This window comes from Palleronia salina, assembly GCF_900141995.1.
In the GTDB taxonomy this organism is placed as follows: Bacteria; Pseudomonadota; Alphaproteobacteria; order Rhodobacterales; family Rhodobacteraceae; genus Palleronia; species Palleronia salina.
Genome location: NZ_FQZA01000009.1, coordinates 46,679 through 72,282, shown reverse-complemented (window position 1 = coordinate 72,282; position 25,604 = coordinate 46,679). Strand labels below are relative to the sequence as shown.

The following is a 25,604-nucleotide window of genomic DNA, read 5'->3' as shown; positions in this document are numbered from 1 at the left end:
CCGCCGATCACGACTGTAACAGTTTTTGGACAGTGCCTGTCGGCCAGGCGCGACGGTGCCGCCTATCCCTCGATCCGGGTCAGGTCGGCCACGTCGAGGCAGAGGCGCCGGATCCGGCTGAGCAGGTTCAGCCGGTTGCGTCGAACCACCTGCGCGTCGGCATTGACCTGCACCGCCTCGAAAAAAGCGTCGATGGGCGCGCGCAGCTGGGCCAGCGCCCCCATGGCCGCGCCGAAATCCTCGGCCTGCATCGCCGCCTCGATCCGCGGGCCTTCCGCGTCCAGAGCGGCGAACAGCGCGCGCTCCTCGTCGGTCTCGGCGAATTTAACGTCCGCGCCGAAGCTGTACTCGACGCCATCCTTCTCCTCGGCCTGGGTCAGGATGTTGTTGGCCCGCTTGAACCCCTGCAGCAGGTTCTCGCCGTCGTCGGTCTTCAGGAAGTCCGCCAGCGCCCGGGCCCGCTTGACCAGCAGGGTCAGATCGTCGGCGCCGTCCATGGCGAGGCACGCGTCGATAACGTCGTGGCGGATCCCCTCGTCGCGCAGGTGGACCTTCAGACGGTCGTGGAAGAAGGCGAGGAGGTCGGACGCTTCCGCGGTTTCGGCAAAATATCGTGACAGCGGCAACCGAAGATCATTGCTCAGCACCAAGCGGATCAACCCCAGCGCGGCGCGGCGCAGGGCGAAGGGGTCCTTTGACCCGGTGGGCTTCTCGTCGATGGCCCAGAAGCCTGTCAGCTTGTCGATCTTCTCGGCCAGCGACACGGCGACCGACACGGGCGCAGTGGGCACGGTGTCGGACGGGCCAAGGGGGGCATAGTGCTCGGCCACCGCATCGGCGATGGCGGCGTCGAACCCCGCCTCGAGCGCGTAGTAGCGGCCCATCACGCCCTGCAATTCGGGGAATTCATAGACCATTTCGGACACGAGGTCGGCCTTGGCGATCCGCGCCGCCTGCTCGGCCGCCTCCGGATCGGCACCGACGCTGGGCGCCAGTTCGCGCGCCAGCGCGGCGATGCGCGCCACGCGGTCGGCCTCGGTCCCCAGCTTCGCGTGGAAGGTCACGTCGGCCAGCGCGTCGATCCAGGGCTGCATCCTCGCATCGCGCGCCACGCGCAGGTCGTTCTGCCAGAAGAACGCCCCGTCGGCGAGCCGCGCGGACAGCACCCGGCGGTTGCCCGACAGGATCGTCGCGCCGTCATCGGCGGTCTCGCGGTTGGCCACGGTGATGAACCGGGTGATCTGCCCGGTCTTCGGATCGCGGACCGAGAAGAACTTCTGGTGCTCGCGCATCGAGGTCTGGAGCACCTCGGGCGGCAGGTCCAGGTAGGCCTCGTCGATCTTGCCCATGAGCACGACGGGCCATTCCACCAGCCCCGCGACCTCGGACAGAAGGCCCCGGTCCTCGACCACCTCGAGCCCGGCGGCGAAGGCCATGTTGGTGGCGTCGTTCCAGATCGCGTCCGCGCGCTCTTCCGGGTCCAGCACGACCTTGGCGCGCTTCAGCTTGGCGGCGTAGTCCTCGAACCCGGTGACGCGGATCTCGCCCGGCGCCATGAAGCGGTGGCCCTCGGTCACGTCGCCGGCGGTGATGCCGTCGACGGTCAGCGGGACAACCTCGGCCCCGTCCTCGCGCGACAGGATGCACAGGATCCGGTGCAGCGGCCGCACCCAGCGCAAGGTCCCCGCGCCCCAGCGCATGGACTTGGGCCAGGGGAAGTTGCGGATCGTGTCTTCCAGCACCTCGGCCACGATCTCGGCCGCCGGGCGGCCCGGCCGGTCGATCACGGCGAAATAGACCTGCCCCTTCTTGTCGTCGCGCACTTCCAGATCCTCGCGCGCCACCCCCGCGCCGCGCAGGAAGCCCTCGATCGCCTTGTCGGGCGCGCCCACCTTCGGGCCCTTCCGCTCCTCGCGGGTGTCGGGCGAGCGGTCCAGCACGCCTTCCAGTGCCAGGGTCAGGCGGCGCGGCGTCGCGAAGGCGCCCGCATGGGCATAGGTCAGCCCCGCCTCGACCAGCCCGTCGGTGACACGCTGGCGCAGATCCTGGGCCGCACGGGCCTGCATCCGGGCGGGGATCTCCTCGGAGAAGAGTTCGATCAGAAGGTCGGGCATGGGGACTCTTGCTTGCAAGTTTGGATCGGCCGGGGCGTGCGTCGGGCCCGGCGGGAAAGGTGCGAAACGGCCGCCCCGAGGGCGGCGGGTCGGGCGCGGCCCGGACGCGGCGCAAGTGAGGGTTGGACGGCTGCGTCCATCACTGGAACTGCTCCAGCGGCGGGCATTCCTCGCCGATCACCGTGCCGTCATAGGCCTTTTCGCCGCAATTGTTCAGCTGGTGCCAGACGAAGCCGCGCCCGTCCGGCAGGATCGCCACCACCCGGTCGGCGCCGTAGGCGATGTTCTTCTGCGCCAGGAACGTGTCGCCCTGCCCGTCGGCCAGCGCCGCGCCGATGGCGTCGGCGTCGAAGCAATCGAACCAGCCGGGCGCGTTCAGCGGCGGGGCGTCCACGCGTTCGAACCGGGCGCGCGCCTCGTCCACCGACAGGGTGGTATCGAAGCACGCGCGGAAACGGATGGGCGAGGAATTGGCGTCGATGGCCTGGATTCCGTCGGCCGGGATCGGCTCGGCGCTGTCGCCGCCCTGGGGGACCAGCGCGATCTGCGACGCGGGCAGGTCGATTTCGTCGTAGAAATGATAGACCTGCAGGTAATAGACCGACGCGGCCACCACGATGCCGGTCAGCACGATCGCCACGGTCAGGATCTTTCCGATCATGCCGCGTGACCACCCGCCGCCGTCTGAAGGAAGGCATCGGCGCACATCTTGGTCAGCGCGCGCACCCGGCCGATATAGGCCTGCCGCTCGGTGACCGAGATCACGCCGCGCGCGTCCAGCAGGTTGAAGACGTGGCTGGCCTTGATCGCCTGGTCGTAGGCGGGCTGCGCCATGACGATGTGCCGGCCCGTCTTGGGGTCATCGGCGGGCGCGGCCAGGATGCGGGCGCACTCGGCCTCGGCATCCTTGAAATGCTGCAACAGCGTCTCGGTGTCGGCCACGTCGAAGTTCCAGCGGGCGTATTGCGCCTCGGCCTCGCGGAAGACGTCGCCATAGGTCAGCGGGATCGGGCTGTCGGGCGGGTTGAACGGCATGGCGTTGCCGTCGTCATAGCCCAGCACGTACATCGCCAGACGCTCAAGCCCGTAAGTCAGCTCGCCAGAAACGGGGTGGCAGTCGTGGCCGCCCACCTGCTGGAAATAGGTGAACTGGCTGACTTCCATGCCGTCGCACCAGACCTCCCAGCCCAGGCCCCAGGCGCCCAGGGTCGGGCTTTCCCAGTCATCCTCGACGAAACGGATGTCGTGCAGGTCGGTGTCGATGCCGATGGCCTTCAGCGAACCGAGGTACAATTCCTGCAGGTCGGGGGGCGACGGTTTGATGATCACTTGGAATTGATAATAGTGCTGCCAGCGGTTGGGGCTGTCGCCATAGCGTCCGTCGGTGGGACGGCGCGACGGCTGCACGTAGGCCGCCGACCACCGCGTCGGCCCCAGCGCGCGCAGGGTGGTCGCCGGGTGGAAGGTGCCCGCGCCGACCTCCATGTCGTAAGGCTGAAGCACGGCACAGCCGGCCTCGGCCCAGTAGGATTGCAGGGCCAGGATGATGTCCTGAAAGCAGCGCGGCTGGCTCATCTTCGCGGTCCTTCGCGGATGGGGTCGGAAAGCGCGCCTTGCATAGGCAGATGGGCAACAAGGGTCAATCACGCCCCTTGACGCGTCTCCGTTTTCTTGACCTTCCGCACGCAATCGCAATTGCTATCAACAACCGTCCCCGGCCGCGGGGCCAGACCAGAAATTTGGAAGACCGATGACGTTCTTGACCCGTGCCAGCTGGGCCGCCGCCCTGTCCATCATCCTGACCCATGGAACCGCCGCCCAGGCCCAGGACGCCTGGATCCAGATCGAGGCGCAGTCGGGCCCCACCGCCGCCGAACGCGCCGCGGCGGGATACGCGCAGGAGCTGGACCAGGTCGCGGGATACCGGCTGGGCGCGACCAACTGGTACGCCATCGTGCTGGGCCCCTTCTCCGAGCAGCGGGCAGACAGTCTGCGGCGGGAACTGCGGGCCGCCCGCGCCATCCCCGCCGACAGTTTCGTGACCGACGGCGCCGCCTTCCGGGCGCAATACTGGCCGCCCGACGCCGAGGCCGGGACCGGCACGCCCGAGCCCGCCTTCCCCGAGCCCGTCACGACCGAAGATCTCGCCGCCGCGCCCGAAGCTGTCCCGGACCCCCGGGCCGAGCCCGAGAGCCTCGAGATCACCGCCCCGCCCGAGCCGGACGAGACGCGGGCAGAGGCCCTGCAATCCGAGCGTGATCTGGACGGCCAGGCCCGGCGTGACCTGCAAATCGCCCTGCAATGGGCCGGGTTCTACGACGCGGGCATCGACGGCGCCTTCGGGCGCGGCACCCGCAGCGCCATGGCCGAGTGGCAGGCGGCGCGCGGCTATCCCGACACGGGCGTGCTGACCACGCGCCAGCGCGCCGAGCTGATCGCCGAATACAACGCCGTGCTGGACGGGCTCGACTTCCGCGCGGTGACCGATGGCACCGCCGGGATCACCGTGAAGATGCCGACCGCGCTGGTGGAGTTCGACAGCTACGAACCGCCCTTCGCCCATTACGGCCCGACGGATCCGGACGGCACCCACAAGGTCCTGCTGATCAGCCAGCGCGGCGACCGCGCCGAGTTGCACGGCCTGTTCGACATCATGCAGACGCTCGAGATCGTGCCCACCGACGGCCCCCGCGAGAAGCGCGATCGCGGCTTCAGCCTGACCGGCGAGGGCAACGATTTCATCTCGCAGACCGAGGCGCGGCTGGAGAACGGCAACGTGAAGGGCTTCACCCTGATCTGGCCCACCGGCGACGAGGAACGCCGCCGCCGCGTGCTGGACGAGATGATCGACAGCTTCGAGACCGACGCCGCCGTGGTGATGGACGACATCGTGGGCGAGCCGGGCGAGAACCAGAGCGTCGACCTGCTGGCCGGCCTGGAAATCCGCCGCCCCGAGATCGTGCGCTCGGGCTTCTACGTCAGCCGCCGCGGCGAGGTCCTGACCACGTCGGACGTGGCGCAGGGCTGTAGCGAGATCACGCTGAACAACGACGTGGGCGCCACGCCCGTGGCCGTGGACGAGGACCTGGGCCTGGCGCTACTTGAGCCGTCGCAGCCCCTCGCCCCCCGCGCCCACGCCGCGCTTCAATCCTCGGTCCCGCGGCTGAAATCGCGCGCCGTGCTTGCCGGCTACAGCTTCGACGGCGCCCTCGGCGCGCCCTCGATCAGCTACGGCGAGCTGGCCGATATGCGCGGCCTGAACGGCGAAGAGGACGTGAAGCGCTTCCGCCTGCCCAACCGGCCCGGCGACGCGGGCGGCCCGGTCATGGACGAAAGCGGCGCGGTACTGGGCCTGCTGCGCGCCAGTGCCGGCGCCGAGGACCGGTCGCTGCCCGATGACGTGGCCCTGGCCGCCGACGTGGACACGATCCTGGCCTTCCTCGAGAGCACGGATGTCACGCCGACATCCGCAACGTCCACGGCCACCCTGCCCCGCGGCCAGCTCGAACGGCGCGCGACCGACATGACGGTGCTGGTGGGCTGCTGGAAATGACGCGCGCGGCGGGTTGATCCCCGCCGCGGTCACCCGGCCGGCGTGTCGCCCAAGACGGCCCGCATGAGCGGGCTTTCGGCGTCGCGCAGCCCGTCGATCACGTCGAAATGGTGCCGCCCCTCGTCGACATGCAGCCCGACGCCCCAGGCCGCGGCCAGCCACCGCGCCTGGTCGAGGAAGGCCGGGCGTTCGTCGCCGCCGACCCAGACGGTCATCGGCACGTCCAGCCCCCGCGACAGCAGGGCCGGGCTTTCGCCATGCGCCTCCCGCTCGGTCAGGCCGAGATCGTCGTTCATGGTGGTGTCGATCAGCGGCCGCAGGTCCGACACGGGCGAGATCGGCACACAGCCCTCGATCCGATCCGCGATGGCGCTGGGCAGCATGGCGTCGCCGCACAGCATCCGCGACACCAGGTGCCCCCCCGCCGAGTGGCCCACCAGCCGCAGGGGTCCGGGCACCGCGTCGCCAATCACGCCCAACGCCTGGGCGATCTCGCGCGTGATCTGCGAAATCCGTGCCTCGGGCGCCAGGGTGTAGCCGGGCATCGCAACCGCCCAGCCCGCGTCCAGCCCGCCCGAGGCGAAGGCAGACCAGGTCCGCGGATCGAAGCGGCGCCAGTAACCCCCGTGCACGAACACGATGCAGCCCTTGGGCGGATCCTCGGGCATGAACAGGTCGAAGACCTGACGCGTGTTGTCCCCGTACGAAAAATTGACCAAGGCCCGGGCACCCAGCGCAAGGCGGAACGCCTCGGCCTCGGCCGCCCAGCGTGGGGGATAGGCCTCGGCGTCCGGGATGTGACCGCTGTTGTCGTAGGCATCGTCGTTGGTCATGCGCGCTCCGCTGGGATGGTTCGACCCACCCTGCGCGCACATGTGTCATTTGCCAATGCGAAAAGGCCGCCCGGGTGGGGCGGCCTTCGGTCTCGGGCGATATTGCCGCGATCAGACCTCGGTGGTCTCGACCGCGCGGCCGTTCACGGTGTCGCCGCGCGAGATCTCGATCTGGCGGGGCTTCAGCGCCTCGGGTACTTCGCGCACCAGGTCGATATGCAGCATGCCGTTCACGTGGGTCGCGCCGGTGACGCGGACGTGGTCGGCCAGGGCGAAGCGACGCTCGAACGCACGGGTGGCGATGCCACGGTGCAGGTAGGTGCGGCCAGCATCTTCCTGGGCCTTCTTGGCTGACACGATCAGGGCGTTCTCACGTTGCTCGACCGACAGTTCGGCATCGGTGAACCCGGCCACGGCGATCTGGATCTGCCAGGCGTCGTCGGCGGTCTTCTCGATGTTGTAGGGCGGGTAGGTCTGCGGGCCGCTGGTGTCGGACATGACACGGTTCATCAGGTCGGCCATCTGGTCGAAACCGACGGTGGCGCGGTGCAGCGGGGCAAGATCGAAGTTACGCATCTGGGTCATCCTTTTCTCAAGCGATAACAATCGAATGCCATCCCATTGCGGCGGGACTGGCGGAAGATCCGGACCCGTTTTCGGCATCCGGTACTGCATATTTGGGAAGCGGATTCGGCCCGTTCAAGACCTTTCGATGCGCGAGGACGCGCTAGTTCGACAGGCCCGATCCGGGCTTGAGGAACTTGGCCGAGCCCATCGACCGCGCCTCGGCCGCGCCCATGCGCAGCACCTTCGGCGCGGGCTTGTGAAACACGCCGTCGCCGCGTTCGAGCTCGGCCCGCATGACGCGGAAGGGCTGGGCCAGGTCGGTGCCGATCGAGACCTTCTGCTCGCCCAGCTCGGCCTTGGCGCTGACGACCGAGACAAGCGCGGGCCGCGCCTGGTCGTCGAAGGTCAGGATCGGCGCGCCGGAGGCGCCGAAATCCACGTTGCAGCTGGTGATGAGCGCCCCGTCCTGCCGGTTCAGCACGTGGCAGACCTCTTGCAGGCTGGGCCGTTCCGAGCGGTCGAACTGGTAGCTCACCACCCCGATACGTCCGCCCATGCGCGGGTCCTGCCCAAAGGGCAGCGGGACCACGACCTCAGGCGAAACGGCGTGATCCAGCTCGACCAGGGCCAGGTCGTGGGCCAGATCAACAAGGGATGTTTCACCGTAGGCATACTTGGGATGCACGACCGCCCGACGCGCGCGGCGATGCGCCTCGGGCCGACCGTCGCGCAGGCCGGCCTGGAACACGATGTCGGCGATGTCGTGGCGGGCCCCCGTATGGACGTCGTAAAGACAATGTCCCGCCGTCAGCACGATCTGCGGCGTCACCAGCGTGGCGGTGCAGAACTTGCCGTTGCCCAGCTCAAGCCGACCGATGGCGGCGAAGGCCCCGGCATCGTCGCGGCTGGCCAGCTCGCGCAGCGCGTCATCGTCCAGCGCCAGGGCCCCCTGCCCGGCAAGGCAGATCGCGGCGGCGGCAAGGGCGGATTTCAGAAGGCGGCGCATGGGGGCGGCTCCGGCTGGGGTCATACCAGCCCGAAGCTAGGCCGCCGCGGCGGCGCCATTATGGTTGAACCGCACCCGTTTCAGGGCAGCGCCGCCGCGCTTTCGCCCGATTTCGCCTGGGCCGGCAGCCCGTCGCCCAGCTTGGCGGGGCGCGGGCCGCCCAGCGCCCAGTCGATCAGCTCGACCGTGTGCACCACCGGCACCTCGGCGCCGCCGGCCAGCTGCATCATGCAACCGATATTGCCCGCCGCGATGACCTGCGGGTCCTTGTCGTGCAGGGTCTTCAGCTTCCGGGTCTTCAGCTCTTTCGAGATCTCGGGCTGCATCAGGTTGTAGGTGCCCGCCGAGCCGCAGCACAGATGGCTGTCGCGCGGCTCGACCACCTCGAACCCGGCGCGCTTCAGCAGGGTCTTCGGGTGGGTCTTGATCTGCTGGCCGTGCTGAAGCGAACAGGCCGCGTGATAGGCCACCCGGATCGGACCATTGCCCGCCGGACGCGGGTCCGTCGCGTCGGTGCCGGCGATGTCCATGCGCGCCTCGTTGACCGAGAACGCGGCGTCGAAGGCGGACTCGTCCGGCAGCAGCTTCACCAGGATCTCGCTCACATCCATGGCCTTGGCGCTGATCTCGGCGGCCTGTTCGGCCACGGGATCGTTGCGCAGCATGTGGCCGTAATCCTTCACCGTGGTGCCGCAGCCCGAGGTGTTGATCACCACCGCGTCCAGGCCGCCCGCGTCTTTCACACCCATCCAGGCCGCAATGTTGCGCTTGGCGGCGGCGTGGCTGTCGTGTTCGCGCCCCATGTGGTGAACCAGCGCGCCGCAGCAGCCCATGCCCTTGGCCACCACGACCTCGCAGCCCAGGCGGGTGAGCAGGCGGATGGTCGCGTCGTTGATGTCGGTGTCCAGCGCCTTCTGCGCGCAGCCGGTCAGCAGCGCCACGCGCATCTTCGTCTCACCCTTCGCTTGGAAGGTCTGCGGATCGTCGTTGCGGCTGGGCGACGGGATGCGCTTCGGCGCCATGTCCAGCATCGCGCGCAGCCGCACGTCCGGCATCCACCGCGCGAACGGCCGCCCGAGTTTCGCACCCAGCAGCGCCAGCCGGAACCGGCCCGGATAGGGCAGCACCGCCGCCAGCAGGCGCCGCAGCGCCCGGTCCCGCCAGGGCCGCCTGTAGGTCTCCTCGATATGGGCACGCGCATGGTCGACAAGGTGCATGTAATGCACGCCCGACGGGCAGGTGGTCATGCAGGCCAGGCAGGACAGGCAGCGGTCGATATGCTTCACGGTCTTCTCGTCCGCGGGGCGGCCCGATTCCAGCATGTCCTTGATCAGGTAGATCCGCCCGCGCGGGGAATCGAGCTCGTCTCCCAGCACCTGGTAGGTCGGGCACGTCGCCGTGCAGAACCCGCAATGCACGCAGGCGCGCAGGATCTCGTTGCTGCGCGCGGTGGCGGGATCGGCCAGTTGTTCGGGGGTGAAGGTGGTCTGCATTTCAGCTCGTCGATTGGGTCATGAGGCCGGGATTGAGGATCCCGCGCGGGTCGAACTTGGCGCGCAACCCGTCGGCGATGGCAGCCAGCGGCGCGGGTTCGGGTGCGAAACGGCCCAGCCGGGCGTGGGTCTCGAGCGCCGCGCGCAGAAGGGTCGCGTGGCCGGGAATGTCCTCCAGCGCCGCGCGCAGGTCGGTGCCCGGCTTGACGGCGGCCCAGACCAGGCCGCCGGCCCAGTCCAGGACCAGTCGCGCGTCGGGCAGCGCGGCGGCGACCCGCGCGCCGTCGGACGGCTTGACCGACACGCGCCAGACATCGCCCGGCGCGTCGGCCAGCGCGCGCGCGTCGCGGATGTCGGCCCAGGGGCCGGGGCCCTCGTCCATAACGATGTCGCCATAGGGCGTCAGCAGATCGCGCAGGCGTCCGGCGCGATAGGCGACCGAGGCCGCGAAACCTTCCACGCGCAGGTGGGTCTTCGGCGTGTCGCCCGGCAGGTGCGCGGCGGCCGAAACCTCGAAGGGCGATCCCATCGCGGCGGCCATGGCCTTGGTGGCGGTGGCGACGTCCAGTCCCTCCAGCGTCAGCGTCGTCGTCGCCTCGACCCCCGGCAGCACCTTGAAGCTGACCTCGCTCAGCACGCCCAGCGTGCCGTGGCTGCCCGCGAGCAGCTTGACCAGGTCGTAGCCGGTGACGTTCTTCATCACCCGGCCGCCGTTCTTGATGATCGTGCCGCTGCCGTCGACGAAGCGTACGCCGATCAGGCTGTCGCGGCAGGCACCGGCGACCACGCGGCGCGGGCCGGACGCGTTCACGGCGACCGCACCGCCGATGGTCGGCGTGCCCTCGGTGCCCAGCAGCGCGCGGTGATCCATGGGCTCGAAGGCCAGACGCTGGTTCTCGGCGGTCAGCGCCTCTTCGATCTCGGACAGCGGCGTGCCGGCGCGGGCGACCAGGGTCAGCGCCCCGGGCTCGTAAAGGGTGATGCCGGTCAGGCCCGTCGTTTCCAGCACCTCGCCAGCCACGGGTCCAGCCGCACGGGTGCCGCCGCCCCGCAGGTGCAGCGCGCCTGTCGCGGCGCGCACGGCCTCGGCCAGGTCGGCCTCGCTCTCGGGTCGTATCACCAACGGCTCCTCCCTCGTCACTCTCTCCCCAATGCCACAGAGGCGCGGCGGATGCCACGCCCCCCGCGGTGCGCCGCTGTTTCTCCTCCGGAAAGCCGGGGACGAGACGCCCCCTGCCCCGCGCTGTTGCTCAACGCGCCGAAGGTCCCGGATCCGACCTCGGTTCTTTCGGGAATGTCCCGAGCTCGGAAATGCGATACCCGCCCGGATACGTGGGACGCTTGCGGGCCGTGATGAGGCGCGGTCGCCTGCGGCCGGGCAACCAGCGCAGAAGCGTCGCCCTGGCGCCCAGGCCTGCCATGACCAGCCGCTGAAACCACTGCGGCGGGCTGGGAAAGCCCATGGCGGCCCGCAGCGGCGGATCGCACATGGCGTGGACCGCCGGACGCCCGAAGGGCACCAGCCACCGGGGCAGGTAGAAGGACAGCAGAAGGTCCCGGGTAGCCTCACCGATCTCGGCGTTGCTGTCGGCGTAGCGAAAGTGGGCGTTTTCGTAGGCGCGGCCGTAGGCGTCGAATGCCGCGAAATCGTCGGGGATGTCCTCGATGCCCATCCGCCGGCCAAGAGCGCGATGATAGGTCGTCCAGGCCGCGCGCTCCTTTGGCGTCATCGACCGGCGCCCGAACCGGTCCAGCCATCTGGGCGGCTCGACCACGAAGGTCGTCAGCACGTACAGCATGTCCGCATTTGAGATGCGGTAGTGCCCGTGCATCTCGTTGATCCGGTCCAGCGCCGCCCGTCCACGCGCGCTGTGCTGGCCGTTCTCGCTGATTTCCGACAGCAGAAGCTCGGTGTCGTCATAGCGTTTCCGGGTGTCCCGGCGGAAGGCGCCCGTGCGGGACAGCAGGCCGGAAATCGAGGGCACGGCGTAGGTCCGGAACAGCGCGAATTCGAGCGCCTTCTCGATATCCCAGGCGAACTCGCAGGTTCCCAGCAGGAAGACGATTCGCTCGTAGTCCCGCGCGGGATCCTGCCCCTCGATCTCGTCGGACCAGCGCGACATGGGCATACCTCGGGCGAACGGACAGGCTCAACCCAGCATGGGGTCAGCCCCGCGGGAAAATCAATGCGCCGCGTCTTCGCGTTTCACCGCCTGGCGCCGACAACCACGCCGGGCCGTGGCTTCTGAGCCCAGCCCTACTCGGCCGCCACCCGCCGCGAGGCGGTCACCGACAGCGGGAACACCTTCGCCGGGTTCAGCAGCCAGGCGGGGTCGAACACGTCCTTCACGCGCAACTGCGCCTCGAGATCCTCGGGGGCGAACTGCGCTTCCATCAGGTCGCGCTTTTCCACGCCCACCCCATGTTCGCCGGTCAGGCAGCCGCCGACCTCGACGCACAGGCGCAGGATTTCGGCGCCCAGCGCCTCGGCCTTGTCCAGGTCGCCCGGCCTGTTCGCATCGAACAGAATCAGCGGGTGCATGTTGCCGTCGCCCGCGTGGAACACGTTGGCCACGTCCAGGCCGTATCCCTGCGACAGTTCGCGGATCTTGCCCAGAACCTTGGGCAGTTCGCTGACCGGGATGGTGCCGTCGAGGCAGATGTAATCGTTGATCTGCCCCATCGCCCCGAAGGCCGACTTGCGGCCCAGCCAGATGCGCGCCGATTCCTCGGCCGAACCGCTCTCGCGCAGCTCGACGGGGTCGTGGCCGCGCGCGATCTGGCCGATGAGCCCCAGCTGGTTGTCGATCTCGGCATCCGAGCCCTCGACCTCGACGATGAGCAGCGCCTCGCAATCGGGATACCCCGCGCCGGCGAAGGCCTCGGTCGCGCGAATGCAGGGCCGGTCCATGAACTCGATCGCCACGGGCAGCACGCCCGCCTTGATGATGTCGCTGACGCACTGGCCCGCGACCTCGTTCGAATCGAAACCGATCAGAACGGGGCGTGCGCCCTCGGGCTTGGGCAGGATGCGCAGGGTCGCCTCGGTCACGACGCCCAGCTGCCCCTCGCTGCCGCAGATCACGCCCAGCAGGTCATAGCCCGCCGCGTCCAGGTGCGCGCCGCCGATCTCGGTCACGGTGCCGTCCATGAGCACCATGGTCACGCCCAGCAGGTTGTTGGTGGTCACCCCGTATTTCAGACAATGCGCCCCGCCCGAGTTCATGCCGATATTGCCCGCGATCGCGCAGGCCAGCTGCGACGACGGATCGGGGGCGTAGAACCAGCCATCCTCTTCCACCGCGCCGGTGACGCTGAGATTGGTGCGCCCGGTCTGCACGCGGATGTAGCGGTCGTCGTAATTGGTCTCGATCACCTCGTTCAGCCGCGCCACGCCCAGGATCACGCAATCTGCGGTGGGCAACGCGCCCCCCGCCAGCGACGTGCCCGACCCGCGCGGCACCACGGGGATCCCCTCCTCGTGGCAGACGCGCAGCACCGCGGCGACCTCGTCGGTCGAGGCAGGCAGCACGGCGGCCAGCGGCGGGCACTTGTAGGCGGTCAGCGCGTCGCATTCGTAGGCGCGGGTCTCGTGCGGCTCGTGGATGACGGCGTCCTCGGGCAGAACCTGCAACAGGCGGCGCACGATGCGGGCCTTGCGCGACACGATGGCGGCGTCGGGTGTGGGCATTTCCATGGCGGGTCCTCCTGCTGTTGAACATGGAGGTCCGTCCCGGCAGAGGCAAGATGTCGTGATCGCGCACCTTGCCGCTTGCCGCGTCGCGCCCGCTGCCCGCAGCATGGGCCTGTGCCATTACACCGTGAGCCGCCACGATGACCCCCATGATGTCCATCGAAGTTCTCATGCTGCTGGGGCCGGCGGACATCGTCGCGCTGGCCCTGCTGGGCACGACCTGGATCGCCCTGGGCTGGTGGATCGAACGGCCGTCCGGGACGCGGCCGTCGGTGTCCGACATCATGCGCGCGTATCGACACGACTGGATGGTGCAGATGATCGACCGCGAAAGCCGCATATTCGACCAGGCCGTGGTCGATGCGCTGCGGCAGGGCACGTCCTTCTTCGCCTCGACCTGCGTGATCGCCATCGGCGGCGTGCTGGCGCTGATCGGCAACGCCGAAAGCCTGCAGGTGGCCGCCGCCGACCTGCAACGCGGCAACATCCCCACGGTGGTCTGGCAGGTGCGCATGGCGCCCGTGGCGCTTTTCCTGACCTTCGCCTTTCTCAAGTTCGTCTGGTCCAACCGGCTGTTCGGCTACTGCCTGATCGTCATGGCGGCCGTGCCCAACGACCCCGGGGCCGCGCTGTGCCGCACCCGCGCCCGCCAGGCGGCCGACCTGAACATCGCGGCGGCGCGGACCCTGAACGGCGGGCTGAGGGCCATGTATTTCGGCCTCGCCTCGCTGGCCTGGCTGCTGGGGCCGTTGTTCCTCGTGCTGGCCACGCTCGGCACCGGCTGGATCGTCTGGAGCCGCGAGTTCGCGTCGCGACCGCGCGACATTTTGATGGGCGGGTCCTGATGCCGCCGCCCGTGCACCGTGATAGAGGAAGGTCATGAAACACGTTCTCTCGGGCTTCGTTGCCCTGCTCGTCCCCCTGGCTGCCACCGCCGATCCCGCCCGGATCGAAGGCGCGAAGGCCAAACCCGGCAATGACGGCTGGACCGTCTCGGTCACCCTGCGCCACGCCGATACGGGATGGGAGGATTACGCCGATGGCTGGCGGGTCGAACTGCCCGACGGCACCGTACTGGCGACCCGCGTGCTGGCCCATCCCCACGTGACCGAGCAACCGTTCACCCGGTCGAAAACTGGCATCGCGGTGCCCGACGGGACGAACCGGCTGATCATCCGCGCGCGGACCAAGACGGAGGGCTGGGGCGAAAGCACCCACGAGATGACACTGGACTAGGCCCGGCGCGGCCCCGCAGCGGTCGCGTCAGTGGAAGAACACCCCGCCATCCACCACCAGCGTCTGGCCGGTGACGCTGTCCGCGCGGCAGAACTGCACGACCTGCGCCGCGACATCGTCCAGCGACGTGGTCCGGCCCAGCACCGATTGCGACCTGAAACCGTCGACGAAAGCGTCGGGGATGCCCTTGGTCAGCTCGGTTCCTTCCATCATGCCCGGCGCCACGCAGTTCACGGTGACATCGGGCGCCATCGCCACGGCAAGGCAGCGGGTCAGTTGGATCACGCCGGCCTTGACGACCGACTGCGCGATGCTGGCGCCCATGGGTTTCATCCCGGCCATGGCCGACACGTTGACGATTCGCCCGCGCCCCGACGCCTTCAGGTGCGGCGCAGCAGCACGAGAGACCAACCAGGGCCCGCGCAGGTTGATCGCCATGGTGCGGTCCCACAGCTCGGTCGACAGCGCGTCGAGATCGGGGAACGGCACGGCCTTCGCCATCGCGGCGTTGTTGACCAGGACGTCCAGCCCGCCGAAGGACCCGACCACCGTTCCCACGGCTTCGTCGATCGAGGCCTGGTTTCCCTGGTCCAGCCGCACGGCGATCGCCCGGCCGCCCTGTCCCGCGATGTCGTCGCACACCCTCTCGGCCCGGTCGCGACCCTCGAGATAGCCCACGGCCACCCGGGCCCCCGCGCCCGCCAGCGCGCTGCACACAAGGCGGCCCAACCCGCCGCTGCCGCCCGTCACCAGGGCGCTCGTTCCGGTCAGATCCATCCTGCTCTCCTGTCCATCCAGCTCCGACAGGAAGACTAGCAGATTTCTGGCGATCGCGCGCGGCGCGCGGGCCGGGCGCGCTAGCGCCGTCCCTCGCGCAGCCAGGCCCCGAGGCTCAGCATCGCTGCCAGCAGCAGCCAGGCCCAGGCCGGCAGGATCGGCCGCGTCGTTACGTCGGCGGTCAGGTAGGCGCCGCGCGGCGTGATACCCAGCCAGCCGCGCCCGGCCGCCGGCCGCCCCTCGCGCACCTGGCGCAGGTCCGGCACCCCGTCGGCGATGTTGCGGATCCCGCCGCGCCGCGCGGCCACCGCCTCTTCGAGCACGGCCCCGGTGGCGACGGTCTGTTCGAACTCGCGCGGGGCCGACGGGCCCAGCGCGATCACCGCCTCCTGGTCCCCCTCGGCCAGGCGATAAAGCCCCATCTCGGGCCCGGTGACATCGGCCTGGAACCGGCCGGGTGCGACCTCTTCCATGGGCAGGGTGGTCACGGTCCCGTCCGGCGCCGTCACCTCCAGGTCGCCCACGCTGTCGCCCAGGGTGCGCCGGGTCACCGTCATCGACAGCCCTTCGGCGGTGGCGTCCAGCGCCTCCTCGTCCAGCTCGGGCTCCTTCATCATCCAGTGCGCCAGACGCCGCAGCAGCTCCAGCTGGGGGCCGCCGCCGTCGAAGCCGCGCGACCAGAGCCACGCGTGGTCCGAACCCAGAAGCGCCACGCGCCCCTCGCCCACGCGGTCGAGCACCAGGAGCGGCCCGCCATCCATGCCGGTCATGGCCACCTGCCCACCCGTGGGATCCAGCTCGATCTGGCGCAGCCAGCGGCCCCATTCGGGCTCGGCCCCGCCGCCGGTCAGGCCCTGGGTCACCGGGTGACGGCGGCCCAGCTCGGTCAGTTCGGGCAGGAACGGCTCCTCGATCACGCGCGAGGTCGGCGCGGCGGGCAGGATCTCGCCCAGCGGCGAACGATAGAGCGACGCGGCGGTGGCGAAGTCCGGGCCCGCCGCGATCAGCACGGCGCCACCGTCCTCGACATAGCGGCGGATGTTGTCGAGGTAGAGCGCGGGCAGGATCCCGCGCCGCTGGTAGCGGTCGAAGATGATCAGGTCGAACTCGTCCACCTTGTCCAGGAACAGCTCGCGGGTCGGGAAGGCGATCAGCGACAGCTCGTCCACCGGGACGCCGTCCTGCTTCTCGGGCGGGCGCAGGATGGTGAAATGCACGAGGTCCACGCTGCTGTCGGATTTCAGCAGGTTGCGCCACGTCCGCTCGCCCGGATGCGGCTCGCCCGACACCAGGAGCACGCGCAGCCGGTCACGCACGCCGTTTATCTGCACCACCGCCTCGTTGTTGCGGTCGGTGAGCTCGCCCTCCCCGGTGGCCACGCGGAACTGGATCACGTTGCGCCCGCCATGGGGCAGCGTCACCGGCAGTTCCAGGTCCTCGCCGGTGGGCACGGTGAATTCCACCGGCTCGCCCCCGTCGATCGCGATCTCGAGCGGCACGAGACCCTCTTCGCCCGCGGGCACCGCGCCCTGGTTCTCGACCCGCAGGCGCAGCAGGACCTCTTCGTCGAGGATGGCGAAGGCCGGCGCCGACAGCACGGCCAGCCGCCGGTCCCAGTCGTCCTCCTGCCCCGTCAGCAGCAGGTGCAGCGGCGCGGGCAGGTCCGGCTCGCGGTCGATGTCGTGCAGCCGTCCGTCGCTGATCAGGATGGCGCCGGCCAGCCGCGCGCGCGGCTCCTCGGCCACGGCCTCGGACAGCGCGGTCATGAGCAGCGTGCCGCTGTCGCCCGGCCCGTCGCCCAGCCGCACCACGCGCAGTTCGGTATCGGGCAGCGCGGCGACCTCGGCCTCGATCCGCTCCAGCGCCGCGGCGCTCTGGTCGGGGCGGTCCGACAGGTCCTGCGACGCGCTTTCATCCACCACGGCCACGATGATGTCGCTCAGCGGCCGGCGATCCTCGCGTTGAAACGACGGGCCCGCCAGCGCGGCCAGCACGGCAAGACCGGCCAGCCCGCGCAGCCACCAGCCCGACAGCCCGCGCCACAGCGACAGGGCCACCAGCACCGCGACCAGCCCGCCCAGCACCGCCAGCACCACCCAGGGCACCATGGGGTCGAATACGATCTCTCCGCTCAATTCCGCCTGCCCTTCATCTTTCCAAAAATACCTTTCGGGGGTCCGGGGGCAGACAGCCCCCGGGCGTGGCTACTGACCCAGCCGGTCCAGCAGCGCGGGCACGTGGACCTGGTCGGATTTATAGTTGCCGGTCAGCACGTGCATGATCAGGTTCACGCCGAAGCGCAGGGCGATCTCGCGCTGGCGTTCGCCGGCAAAGCCACGCCCCACCGGGAACAGGCGCTGGCCGCTGTCGTCGATGGCCCAGGCCGCCGCCCAGTCGTTCCCGCCGATCACCACCGGTGTCACGTTGTCGTTGAGGTTGCGGAACGGCATCCCCTCGACCGCCTGCGCGTCGGGCGGCGATGCCTCGACCCAGATGTCGCGCCCGGCGTAGCGGCCCGGGAAATCCTGCAGCAGGTAGAAGGTGCGCGTCAGCACGTGGTCGTCCGGCACCGGCTCCAACGGGGGGATGTCCAGCGGCCGGGCCAGTTCCTGCAGCTTGCGGCCCGCCGGCGTCGCCGCGCCGAAACCCGCTACGTTGGCGTCGCGCGTGTCGAACAGGATCAGCCCGCCCCCGCGCAGGTAGGTGTTCAGCTTGGCATAGGCCGCGTCCGAGGGCTGCGGCTGGTCGGCCGTCACCGGCCAGTAGAGGAACGGGAAGAAGGCCAGCTCGTCGGTCTCGAGGTTCACGCCCATGGGCTCCGCCGGCTCGATCGAGGTGCGGGCGAACAGCGTGCGCGACAGGCCCTCCAGGCCCGCGCGCGCCAGCTCGTCCAGGTCGGAATTGCCGGTCAGCACGTGGGCCAGCACGACTTCGGAGGTCGCTTCGATGGCGAAGTCCCCCAGCGGTTCGCGCTCGGGGGCCGTGCCGTCCTGCGCGCGCGCCTCGCCCACGGGTAGCAACAGCGCCAGGACCACGGCCGCGGCGCTCGCCCGCGGGCCGGTCAGCCGCCCGGCCAGCCACAGCGCGGCCAGTACGTCCAGCGCCAACAGGCCCAGCGCGGCGGCCAGCAGCCAACCCGACAGGTCCCGCTCCTGCGCGACGGCCAGCCCGTCCACGGCCACGTTCGCGGGCCAGCTGGCGGCGGCCAGTTCGGTCTCGGGGCCGATGACGTTCAGCGCGACACGGCGATCCTCGCCCGCGTAAAGGCCGGGCGGCGTCGCGGGCCCCGGCACGCCGCGGGCCAGGTCGGCGCCGGCGACCCCCGGCATCGTGCCCGCCTCGTCCACCTGTCCGAAGGCGGTGACCGCTTCGCTCAGGCTCCAGACCGTGCCCTCCAGCGCGCTGGCATCGGGCCGCGCAGCGCGTGTGCTGACGGCCAGACGCTCCAGCATCGAGACGAACAGGCCGGACAGCGGCAGGCTCGACCACTCGGCATTGGCGGTGACATGGAACAGCACGACCTGCCCGTCGCCCAGCCGCTTGCGGGTGACCAGCGGCGTGCCGTCGGTCAGCGACGCGATGGTGCGTTCGCTCAGGTCCGGGTCGGGCTGGGCCACGACCTGCGCCGTGACGGTGACGTCCCCGGGGATCTCGAGCCCGTTGAAGGGCGAGTCCTCGCCGAAGGGGCGCAGGGATTTGGGCTCGCCCCAGCTCATGGCGCCGCCGACGCTGCGCCCGCCCGCGCGCAGGCGCACCGGCATCAGGGGATCCTCGGTTTCGCGGCTCAGGTCGCTGCCGGCCACGCGCGGCCCGGCGAACCGCAGCAGCAGCCCGCCGCCCTCGACCCAGTCACGCATCTCGTCGGCCTGCGCCTGCGGCAGCGTGGCCACGTCGGCCAGCACGATCACGTCGGGATTGGCCAGCAGGATATCCGACAGGGTGCCCTCCACCAGGTCGGCCACCGGCTCCAGCGCCTGTTCCAGGTAATGGGTCGGCGACAGCAGTTGCAGCCCCTCGCGGTCGTCGCGCCCGGCGATCAGCGCCACCTCGCGCCGCTTCAGGCTGTCATCGGTCAGCGCCACCGCCCCGGCCGAGCGCACGCCGTCGATGGCGAATTGCGTCACGCGGTTGCGCAGCTCGGGCGGCAGGCTCAGCGCCAGGGTGGCCTCGTCCTCGCCCGGGCCGAAGGCCAGCGGTTCGCGCGCCAGCTCGCGTTCGATCCCGCTGGGATCCAGCCCGCGCGCGGTGATCGTCACCTCGGCCCCGCGCCCGGTGGCCGCCCGGCGCGCGGTGACGGCGATGGCCCCATCCTCGAAAGCCGGCGGCGCCAGCCCGTAGATCGGGGACGGCGATTCGAAGACGCGGACCTCCCCGCGATCCTGCAACGCCTCCAGAACGTCGCCACGCCACGGCTGCGCGGTCCCGTCCGACAGCCAGATGGTGTCGAAATCACCGTCGAGGGACGCGGCCCAGTCGGCGGCGCCCTCGGCCTGCCACGGTTGCGGCGCGAGCCCCGGAAGGGTCTGTGCCCAGTCCGATGCCGCGCGGAACGGCAGGTCGCCCTCGGGCCGGTCGGTCAGCGTGACCAGCGCCACGGGGCGGTTGTCGCGCCCGGCCTCGTCCAGCGCGCGTTCGACCCGCGCCACCCGGCGCGGCCAGTCGCGCGCGTCGGCCCAGCTGCCATCCATCAGCACCAGGAGCGGGCCACTGCCGCCGCTGCGATCCTCGGGGTTCAGCACGGGGCCGGCGAAGCCGACGATCAGGGCGGCCACCGCGAGCGCGCGCAGCAGAAGCAGCCACCACGGCGTCTTGTCGGCCTGGTGTTCGTCGTCGCGCAGGCCCAGCAGCAGCGCGACCCCCGGGAACCGCCGGCGCACCGGCGCGGGCGGCACCGCGCGCAGCAGCAGCCACAGGATCGGCAGAGCCACCAGCCCCAGCAGCAGCCAGGGCGCGGTGAACCCTATGGGCCCCACGATCCACATCAGTGATCACGCTCCAGCGCGCCGTAGATCCACAGAAGGGCGGATTGCGGCGGCGTGTCCGTGTGATGGACCGTGTATTGCCAGCCCGTGGTCCGGCACAGTTGCAAAAGGCGGTCCTTCCGCTCGGCCAGCCGGTCGAGGTAGCGATTGCGCAGCTCGCCCGCCTTCAGGGTCTCGTGGCTGAGCGTGCCGCCCATGGATTCGAAGATCGTGCGCCCGTCGAAGGGGAACGCCTCCTCCTGCGGGTCGAGCACCTGCACCAGCACGCCCGAGATCCCGCGATCCGCGGCCTCGAGCAGCGCGCCCTCGACCGGGGTCACGTCGCCCAGGAAGTCCGACAGGAACAGCGCGCGCGACCGCGACGGCATCTCGCGCGCCAGCGGCGCACCGTAATCGGGCGGTTGGGCCGCCGCGTCGCCCGCGCCCAGCGCCTGGGCCAGCCGCAGCAGCTGCAGCGACCCGGTGCGCGGCGGCAGGTCGTGGTCGCACAGCCCCACCCGCTCGCCCCCGTGGCCCAGCAGGATCGCGGTGGCCAGCGCCAGTTCGGCCGCGCGGTCGGACTTGGGGGCCTGACCCTTCGAGGCGAAGCTCATGGACGCCGACTGGTCCACCCACAACATCACCGACTGCGCCGCTTGCCATTCCTTTTCGCGGACGAAATGCCCATCCGACCGGGCCGAGCGGCGCCAGTCCACGCTGCGCGCCGCGTCGCCGGGAATGGCGGGGCGGTATTGCCAGAACTCGTCGCCCTGCCCCGGGCGCCGCCGCCCGTGGCTGCCCAGCATGACCGTCCGCGCCAGGTGCTGGGCACCCGCCAGCAGCGCCGGCAGCGGGCCGGCCAGCGTCTCGGCGCGGGATCTGAGGGCGGCGGGATCGCTCACGCGGCCTGGGCCCGGGTCTTGGCATCCACGACCTGCGCGATGATGTGCGGCAGCGTCTCGCCGCGCGCCCGGGCGGCAAAGCTCAGCGCCATGCGGTGGGTCAGGACCGGCACGGCCATGTCGGCCACGTCCTCGGCATTGGGCGCAAGGCGCCCGTCCAGCAGCGCGGCGGCGCGGACCGTCAGCATCAGCGCCTGCGCCGCGCGCGGACCGGGGCCCCAGCCCACGTGGTCGCGCACCGGCTGCGGCGCGCTGTCGTCGCCGGGGCGGCAGGCGCGGACGAGGTCGAGGATCATCTCGACCACCGCGTCGCCCACGGGCATCCTGCGCAGCAGTTTCTGCGCGGCGATCAGCTCCTCGGCGGTGAAGACGCCGTGGGCCACGTCCTCTTCGGCGCCGGTGGTGGCGATCAGGATGTCACGCTCGGTGTCGCGGTCGGGATAGGGCACGTCGATCTGCACCAGGAACCGGTCCAGCTGCGCCTCGGGCAGCGGATAGGTGCCCTCCTGCTCGATGGGGTTCTGGGTCGCCAGAACGTGGAAGGGCTTGTCCAGCGGATGCGCCTGACCGGCCACCGTCACCGCCTTTTCCTGCATCGCCTGGAGCAGCGCCGACTGGGTCCGCGGGCTTGCGCGGTTGATCTCGTCGGCCATGAGCAGCTGGCAGAAGATCGGGCCCTCGATGAACTTGAAGGCGCGGCTGCCGTCGGCGCCGGTCTCCAGCACTTCCGAGCCCAGGATGTCGGCTGGCATGAGGTCGGGGGTGAACTGGACGCGCGACCCGTTGAGCCCCATCACGGTGCTGAGCGTGTCCACCAGGCGCGTCTTGCCCAGTCCCGGCAGACCGATCAACAGGCCGTGGCCACCGCAAAGCAGCGTGGTCAGCACGAGATCGACCACGCGGGTCTGTCCGATGAACCGCCGGGTGATGCTGCTGCGCGCCTCGGCCAGCTTCCCGCCCAATGCGTCGATTTCGTCCAGAATGGGATCCGCCATGACAATCCTACCTCGCCCGCTATGCTCAATCCATGATGTAGATCGAACGCGGCAGGCACAAATGTCAAAAGGCTCCCCTGATGGAAATGTGAGTGCGGCTTCCGACGCTTTGGCCGACGCTGCCCGAAAAGCGGGCGCGCGCGGACTGCCGCCGGTCGACAAGTGGGATCCGCCCTATCGCGGCGAAATGGACCTGGTGATCCGGCGCGACGGCACCTGGATTCACGAAGGCACGCCCATCCAACGGACCAAGCTGGTGCGGCTGTTCTCGACCATCCTCAAACGCGAGGGCGACGACTATTTCCTTGTCACGCCGGTGGAAAAACTGGGCATCAAGGTCGAGGACGCGCCCTTCGTCGCGGTCGACGTGGCCGAGGTCGATGGCGGGCTGCATTTCACCACCAACGTGGGCGACACGGTATGCGCGGACGCCGATCACCCGATCCGTGTGACCCGCGACCCCGACACGAGCGAGCCTTCGCCCTATGTGCTGATCCGTCGCAACCTCGAGGCGCTGATCGACCGCAAGAGCTTCTACCGGCTGGTCGACATGGGCGAGACCGCCACGCACGAGGGCGAGGAATGGTTCGGCGTGCATTCGGCCGGTGTCTTCTTCCCGATCATCCCGGCGGCCGAACTGCCCTGAGCCGAACGTTCAGCCGTCGTGTCCGGTCAGCCGCGAGGCCTCTTCGTCGATGGCCTGTTGAAGCACCCGGCGATAGTGCAATCGCCGGAAGTAGGACGACGCCTGGTCGGTCTGCGGCCGACGCGGGATGAACATGCGCGTGCCGTCGGCCCAGCCCACTCGGAAGGACCGGCTGGCTGCCACCAGAAGGTTCGAATGGCCCGAGTTGCACAGGACCGTCAGGCGCAATTCCACCACCTGTCCGTCCTGATCGGCCAAGGCCAGGTGATCCAGCGCTCGTTTAACGATCGTACCGAAATTCCCGGCATCCAGGTAACTGCCTGAATTAAGGGGGCCCTGGTTTGTCGCATCCCCGGGGCTTTCCACGTCATCCGCGCTCAGCTCGTCCCGGTCGGTGACGAAGCTGCGATATTGGGTGTCGTCCACCCAGACATCGGCGATCAGCGCCGTCAGGTAGATCGGCTCGGCGCCCATGTTCGACACGAAGCACCGCGCGCTGTCCCCCGTACCGGCCGTGCGGCTGATCAGGACGATGGGCCGCCGCTGGCGCAGGTAGCCCATGGCGAAGATCTGCAGGTAGACGATCCAGATAAGCGCCATGAGCGCCGAGAGCGCCAGGCTCAGGATCTCGCTGTTTTCGGATATCCAGTTCATGCCGCCCAACTCGGGCGGGGGCGCGACGGTTTCACGCAGGTCGCGGCGTCAGTCCTGCTGCGGCTCGACCGTGGCGTGGGCGATGCCGAACTGGTCGTGCAACTCCGCCTTTACCGCTCGCGCCGTCGCCACCGGATCGGACCCCGCGATCAGCACGACGCGGGCCTCGACGCTCGTCTTGCCCTCGTCGATCTGCCACAGGTGCAGGTGGCTGATCCGCGCGACCCCCTCGACCTCGTCGATGGCCTCGCGCACGGCCCAGGTCTCGACCTCGGGCGGCGTGCCCAGCATCAGCAGGCGAATGGCCGGGCCGATCTCGGCCACGCCGTGCCACAGGATGTAGGCGGCGATGCCCAGCGTTACGATCGGGTCCACCAACCGCCAGTCGTAGAGCAGCACGAGTGTGCCCGCGACGATCACCCCGACCGACCCCAGCGCGTCGGCCAGATTGTGCAGGAACGCCGCGCGGATATTCATCGACCCTTTCGCCATGGCGTAGGTCAGGAACGCCGTGACCAGGTCGACCACCAGCGCGATCGCCGCGAGGATCACCACGATCCAGCCATCGATGGGCTGCGGGTCGAACAGGCGTCCGATCCCCTCGTAGATCAGGAAAAGACCCAGCACGATCAGCGTGGTCAGGTTGACCAGCGCCGCGACCACCTCGGCCCGGCCATAGCCGAAGGTCATCTGGTCGTCGGCGGGCCTTCGGGCGATGCGGCGCGCCACCAGCGCGATGATCAGGCTCAGCGCGTCCGACAGGTTGTGCAGCGCGTCCGCGATCAGCGCGAGCGACCCGGACAGAAGCCCCCCGACCACCTGCGCGACCGTCAGGACGATGTTGACCCCGACGGCCAGCGCGACGCGTCGGTCGCCATCGGGTCCCGCGTGATGGACGTGGTCGTGGGGCATGGCACAGCCCTAGCAGGGAACGCGCGGCGAGGGCCACCCGCCGCGCGCCGGGATCACGCCGCCTTGGTGCCGCGCGCCGGGTAATCCTCTTCCTGGATGAAATCGACCTTGTCGAGCAGCTCGGCCAGGTCGGGCCGCGCGAAGGGCGAATTCGATACCGAGGCCAGGTAAAGCTTGCCGTCCGGGCGCACCCAGAAGACGGCCGGCTCGGCGAAGACGTCGGCCTCGGCGTCCTTGATGGCCCTGGAGACATACAGCCCCCAGTCAGCCGCCTGCGCCTCGGTCAGGCCATAGCCCATGGGGATCGGGTCGAGGCCCCAGTTCTCGTGCGCCTCGCGCGCGCGGTCTTCCGTGTCCATCGAGACGTGGATCGTCTCGACGCCCTTGGCAAGGAAGTCGTCGTAAAGCTCGCGCACCTGCGACAGGTACTTCTTGCACATGGGGCAATGCAGCCCGCGATAGACGATGATCTGCGTGAACGCCTTGGGCGACTGGTCTTCCAGCTTCCAGCGGGTGCCGATGATCAGCGGAATGTCGAGCGCGGGGGCTTTCTGTGCGGCTTCGGGTGTCTGGGGCATCGGGTGTCCTTTCGGTCGTCTCAGTGTTTGTGCGACCAAGGCCCGCGCCCGAGATGCGGTTCCTGCGGTGTTTTCGCCCACCTTGCCGCTCAGCGCCGCGTGGGTCGCGGTCCCGCTCTTTTGCCGCCCGGCCCCGACAGGCCGAGATCGGCCGGGTCGACCTCGCGCCACTGGCCCGGCTCGAGACCGTCCACCAAGACATTGCCGATGCGCCAGCGCACCAGCCGCAGGCAGGGAAAGCCCACCGCGGCGCACATCCGGCGCACCTGCCGGTTGCGCCCCTCGCGCAGGTCAAGCCGCAGCCAGCTGTCGGGGACGGTCTTGCGCACCCGCACCGGCGGGTCGCGTTCCCACAGCGCGGGCGGGTCGATGGCCTCGGCCCCCGCGGGGCGCGTCGGCCCGTCCTTCAACTCCACGCCGATGCGAAGCTGCGCCAGCGCGCCGGCGCTGATGCGCCCCTCGACCAGCGCGAGATAGCTTTTCTCGACCCGGGCCGAGGTGATGCGCGCCTGCAGCCGCCCGTCATCGGTCAGCAGAAGCAGCCCCTCGCTGTCGCGGTCCAGCCGCCCGGCCGCATAGACGCCCTTGGGCAGGTCCAGGCCCGACAGCCCCTGCCAGCGTCCCTCGTCGGTGAACTGGCTCAGCCGGTTCATGGGCTTGTTGAGCGCGATCAGCATGAAGGC

At 69.9% G+C, this 25,604-nt stretch carries 23 protein-coding genes; 4 read left to right on the top strand and 19 right to left on the bottom strand.

Annotated features, from left to right (window positions below; genetic code table 11):
* Positions 1–62: 62 nt before the first annotated feature.
* From glyS to BUB76_RS12765, 3 genes are all read right to left on the bottom strand, one after another.
* Positions 63–2,114, bottom strand: coding sequence for a glycine--tRNA ligase subunit beta (glyS, locus tag BUB76_RS12775; RefSeq protein WP_073129181.1), 2,052 nt, complete (start codon positions 2,112–2,114; stop codon positions 63–65).
* Positions 2,115–2,253: 139 nt separating this feature from the next.
* Positions 2,254–2,775 carry a DUF6446 family protein gene (locus BUB76_RS12770; protein ID WP_073129180.1) on the bottom strand — a complete coding sequence of 174 codons (522 nt, stop codon included), beginning with the start codon at positions 2,773–2,775 and terminating at the stop codon, positions 2,254–2,256.
* The gene (locus tag BUB76_RS12765; protein ID WP_073129179.1) at positions 2,772–3,689 is read right to left on the bottom strand and encodes a glycine--tRNA ligase subunit alpha; all 918 of its coding nucleotides are present in this window, start codon (positions 3,687–3,689) and stop codon (positions 2,772–2,774) included. The genes BUB76_RS12770 and BUB76_RS12765 overlap by 4 nt, the downstream gene beginning before the upstream one ends.
* Positions 3,690–3,864: 175 nt before the next feature.
* On the opposite strand from BUB76_RS12765, the gene BUB76_RS12760 reads away from it, so the two are divergent.
* On the top strand, positions 3,865–5,667 hold the full coding sequence (locus tag BUB76_RS12760; RefSeq protein ID WP_084140652.1) for a serine protease: 1,803 nt from the start codon (positions 3,865–3,867) through the stop codon (positions 5,665–5,667).
* 29 nt (positions 5,668–5,696) lie between these two features.
* Here the strand turns inward: BUB76_RS12760 and BUB76_RS12755 are convergent, their stop codons facing one another.
* The 7 genes from BUB76_RS12755 to BUB76_RS12725 all read right to left on the bottom strand — a co-directional run bounded on the left by BUB76_RS12755 (position 5,697) and on the right by BUB76_RS12725 (position 13,263).
* Complete coding sequence (locus tag BUB76_RS12755) at positions 5,697–6,500, bottom strand: hormone-sensitive lipase (RefSeq protein WP_073129248.1); 804 nt, start codon at positions 6,498–6,500, stop codon at positions 5,697–5,699.
* A gap of 111 nt (positions 6,501–6,611) precedes the next feature.
* Positions 6,612–7,076 (bottom strand): Hsp20 family protein, encoded by a 465-nt coding sequence (locus BUB76_RS12750; protein WP_073129178.1) that lies wholly within the window; start codon positions 7,074–7,076, stop codon positions 6,612–6,614.
* Between the two features lie 151 nt (positions 7,077–7,227).
* Positions 7,228–8,097, bottom strand: a complete 870-nt coding sequence (locus BUB76_RS12745) for a trypsin-like serine peptidase (RefSeq protein ID WP_236737917.1) — start codon at positions 8,095–8,097, stop codon at positions 7,228–7,230.
* Between the two features lie 56 nt (positions 8,098–8,153).
* Positions 8,154–9,566, bottom strand: a complete 1,413-nt coding sequence (gene glcF, locus BUB76_RS12740) for a glycolate oxidase subunit GlcF (RefSeq protein ID WP_073129177.1) — start codon at positions 9,564–9,566, stop codon at positions 8,154–8,156.
* Between the two features lies 1 nt (position 9,567).
* Positions 9,568–10,683: an FAD-binding protein gene (locus tag BUB76_RS12735; RefSeq protein WP_073129246.1), complete on the bottom strand. Its 1,116-nt coding sequence runs from the start codon at positions 10,681–10,683 to the stop codon at positions 9,568–9,570.
* A 133-nt stretch (positions 10,684–10,816) separates the two neighbouring features.
* Positions 10,817–11,689, bottom strand: coding sequence for an oxygenase MpaB family protein (locus BUB76_RS12730; RefSeq protein WP_084140659.1), 873 nt, complete (start codon positions 11,687–11,689; stop codon positions 10,817–10,819).
* A 134-nt stretch (positions 11,690–11,823) separates the two neighbouring features.
* Positions 11,824–13,263, bottom strand: coding sequence for an FAD-linked oxidase C-terminal domain-containing protein (locus tag BUB76_RS12725; protein WP_073129175.1), 1,440 nt, complete (start codon positions 13,261–13,263; stop codon positions 11,824–11,826).
* A gap of 149 nt (positions 13,264–13,412) precedes the next feature.
* Here BUB76_RS12725 and BUB76_RS12720 point away from each other — a divergent pair, with 149 nt between their 5' ends.
* A complete protein-coding gene (locus BUB76_RS12720; protein WP_308417679.1) occupies positions 13,413–14,105 on the top strand; it encodes a DUF599 domain-containing protein in 693 nt (230 codons plus the stop codon).
* A gap of 34 nt (positions 14,106–14,139) precedes the next feature.
* The gene (locus BUB76_RS12715) at positions 14,140–14,496 is read left to right on the top strand and encodes a hypothetical protein (RefSeq protein WP_073129173.1); all 357 of its coding nucleotides are present in this window, start codon (positions 14,140–14,142) and stop codon (positions 14,494–14,496) included.
* A gap of 27 nt (positions 14,497–14,523) precedes the next feature.
* On the opposite strand, the gene BUB76_RS12710 is transcribed toward BUB76_RS12715, so the two are convergent.
* From BUB76_RS12710 to BUB76_RS12690, 5 genes are all read right to left on the bottom strand, one after another.
* Positions 14,524–15,273 (bottom strand): SDR family NAD(P)-dependent oxidoreductase, encoded by a 750-nt coding sequence (locus tag BUB76_RS12710; protein WP_073129172.1) that lies wholly within the window; start codon positions 15,271–15,273, stop codon positions 14,524–14,526.
* An 80-nt stretch (positions 15,274–15,353) separates the two neighbouring features.
* The gene (locus BUB76_RS12705; RefSeq protein WP_073129171.1) at positions 15,354–17,408 is read right to left on the bottom strand and encodes a hypothetical protein; all 2,055 of its coding nucleotides are present in this window, start codon (positions 17,406–17,408) and stop codon (positions 15,354–15,356) included.
* 69 nt (positions 17,409–17,477) lie between these two features.
* A complete protein-coding gene (locus BUB76_RS12700; RefSeq protein ID WP_073129170.1) occupies positions 17,478–20,255 on the bottom strand; it encodes a DUF4159 domain-containing protein in 2,778 nt (925 codons plus the stop codon).
* Positions 20,255–21,136 (bottom strand): DUF58 domain-containing protein, encoded by an 882-nt coding sequence (locus tag BUB76_RS12695; RefSeq protein WP_073129169.1) that lies wholly within the window; start codon positions 21,134–21,136, stop codon positions 20,255–20,257. Before BUB76_RS12695 ends, BUB76_RS12700 begins: the two co-directional genes overlap by 1 nt.
* A complete protein-coding gene (locus BUB76_RS12690) occupies positions 21,133–22,131 on the bottom strand; it encodes an AAA family ATPase (RefSeq protein WP_073129168.1) in 999 nt (332 codons plus the stop codon). Before BUB76_RS12690 ends, BUB76_RS12695 begins: the two co-directional genes overlap by 4 nt.
* Before the next feature lie 61 nt (positions 22,132–22,192).
* Between BUB76_RS12690 and BUB76_RS12685 the strand changes: the two genes are divergently transcribed.
* Positions 22,193–22,777, top strand: coding sequence for a DUF1285 domain-containing protein (locus BUB76_RS12685; RefSeq protein ID WP_073129167.1), 585 nt, complete (start codon positions 22,193–22,195; stop codon positions 22,775–22,777).
* Positions 22,778–22,786: 9 nt separating this feature from the next.
* Here the strand turns inward: BUB76_RS12685 and BUB76_RS12680 are convergent, their stop codons facing one another.
* From BUB76_RS12680 to BUB76_RS12665, 4 genes are all read right to left on the bottom strand, one after another.
* Positions 22,787–23,431: a hypothetical protein gene (locus BUB76_RS12680; protein ID WP_073129166.1), complete on the bottom strand. Its 645-nt coding sequence runs from the start codon at positions 23,429–23,431 to the stop codon at positions 22,787–22,789.
* A 48-nt stretch (positions 23,432–23,479) separates the two neighbouring features.
* Positions 23,480–24,343 (bottom strand): cation diffusion facilitator family transporter, encoded by an 864-nt coding sequence (locus BUB76_RS12675; protein WP_073129165.1) that lies wholly within the window; start codon positions 24,341–24,343, stop codon positions 23,480–23,482.
* Positions 24,344–24,396: 53 nt separating this feature from the next.
* A complete protein-coding gene (locus BUB76_RS12670) occupies positions 24,397–24,921 on the bottom strand; it encodes a redoxin domain-containing protein (RefSeq protein WP_073129164.1) in 525 nt (174 codons plus the stop codon).
* An 89-nt stretch (positions 24,922–25,010) separates the two neighbouring features.
* Complete coding sequence (locus tag BUB76_RS12665) at positions 25,011–25,598, bottom strand: pseudouridine synthase (protein ID WP_073129163.1); 588 nt, start codon at positions 25,596–25,598, stop codon at positions 25,011–25,013.
* Positions 25,599–25,604: the final 6 nt, after the last annotated feature.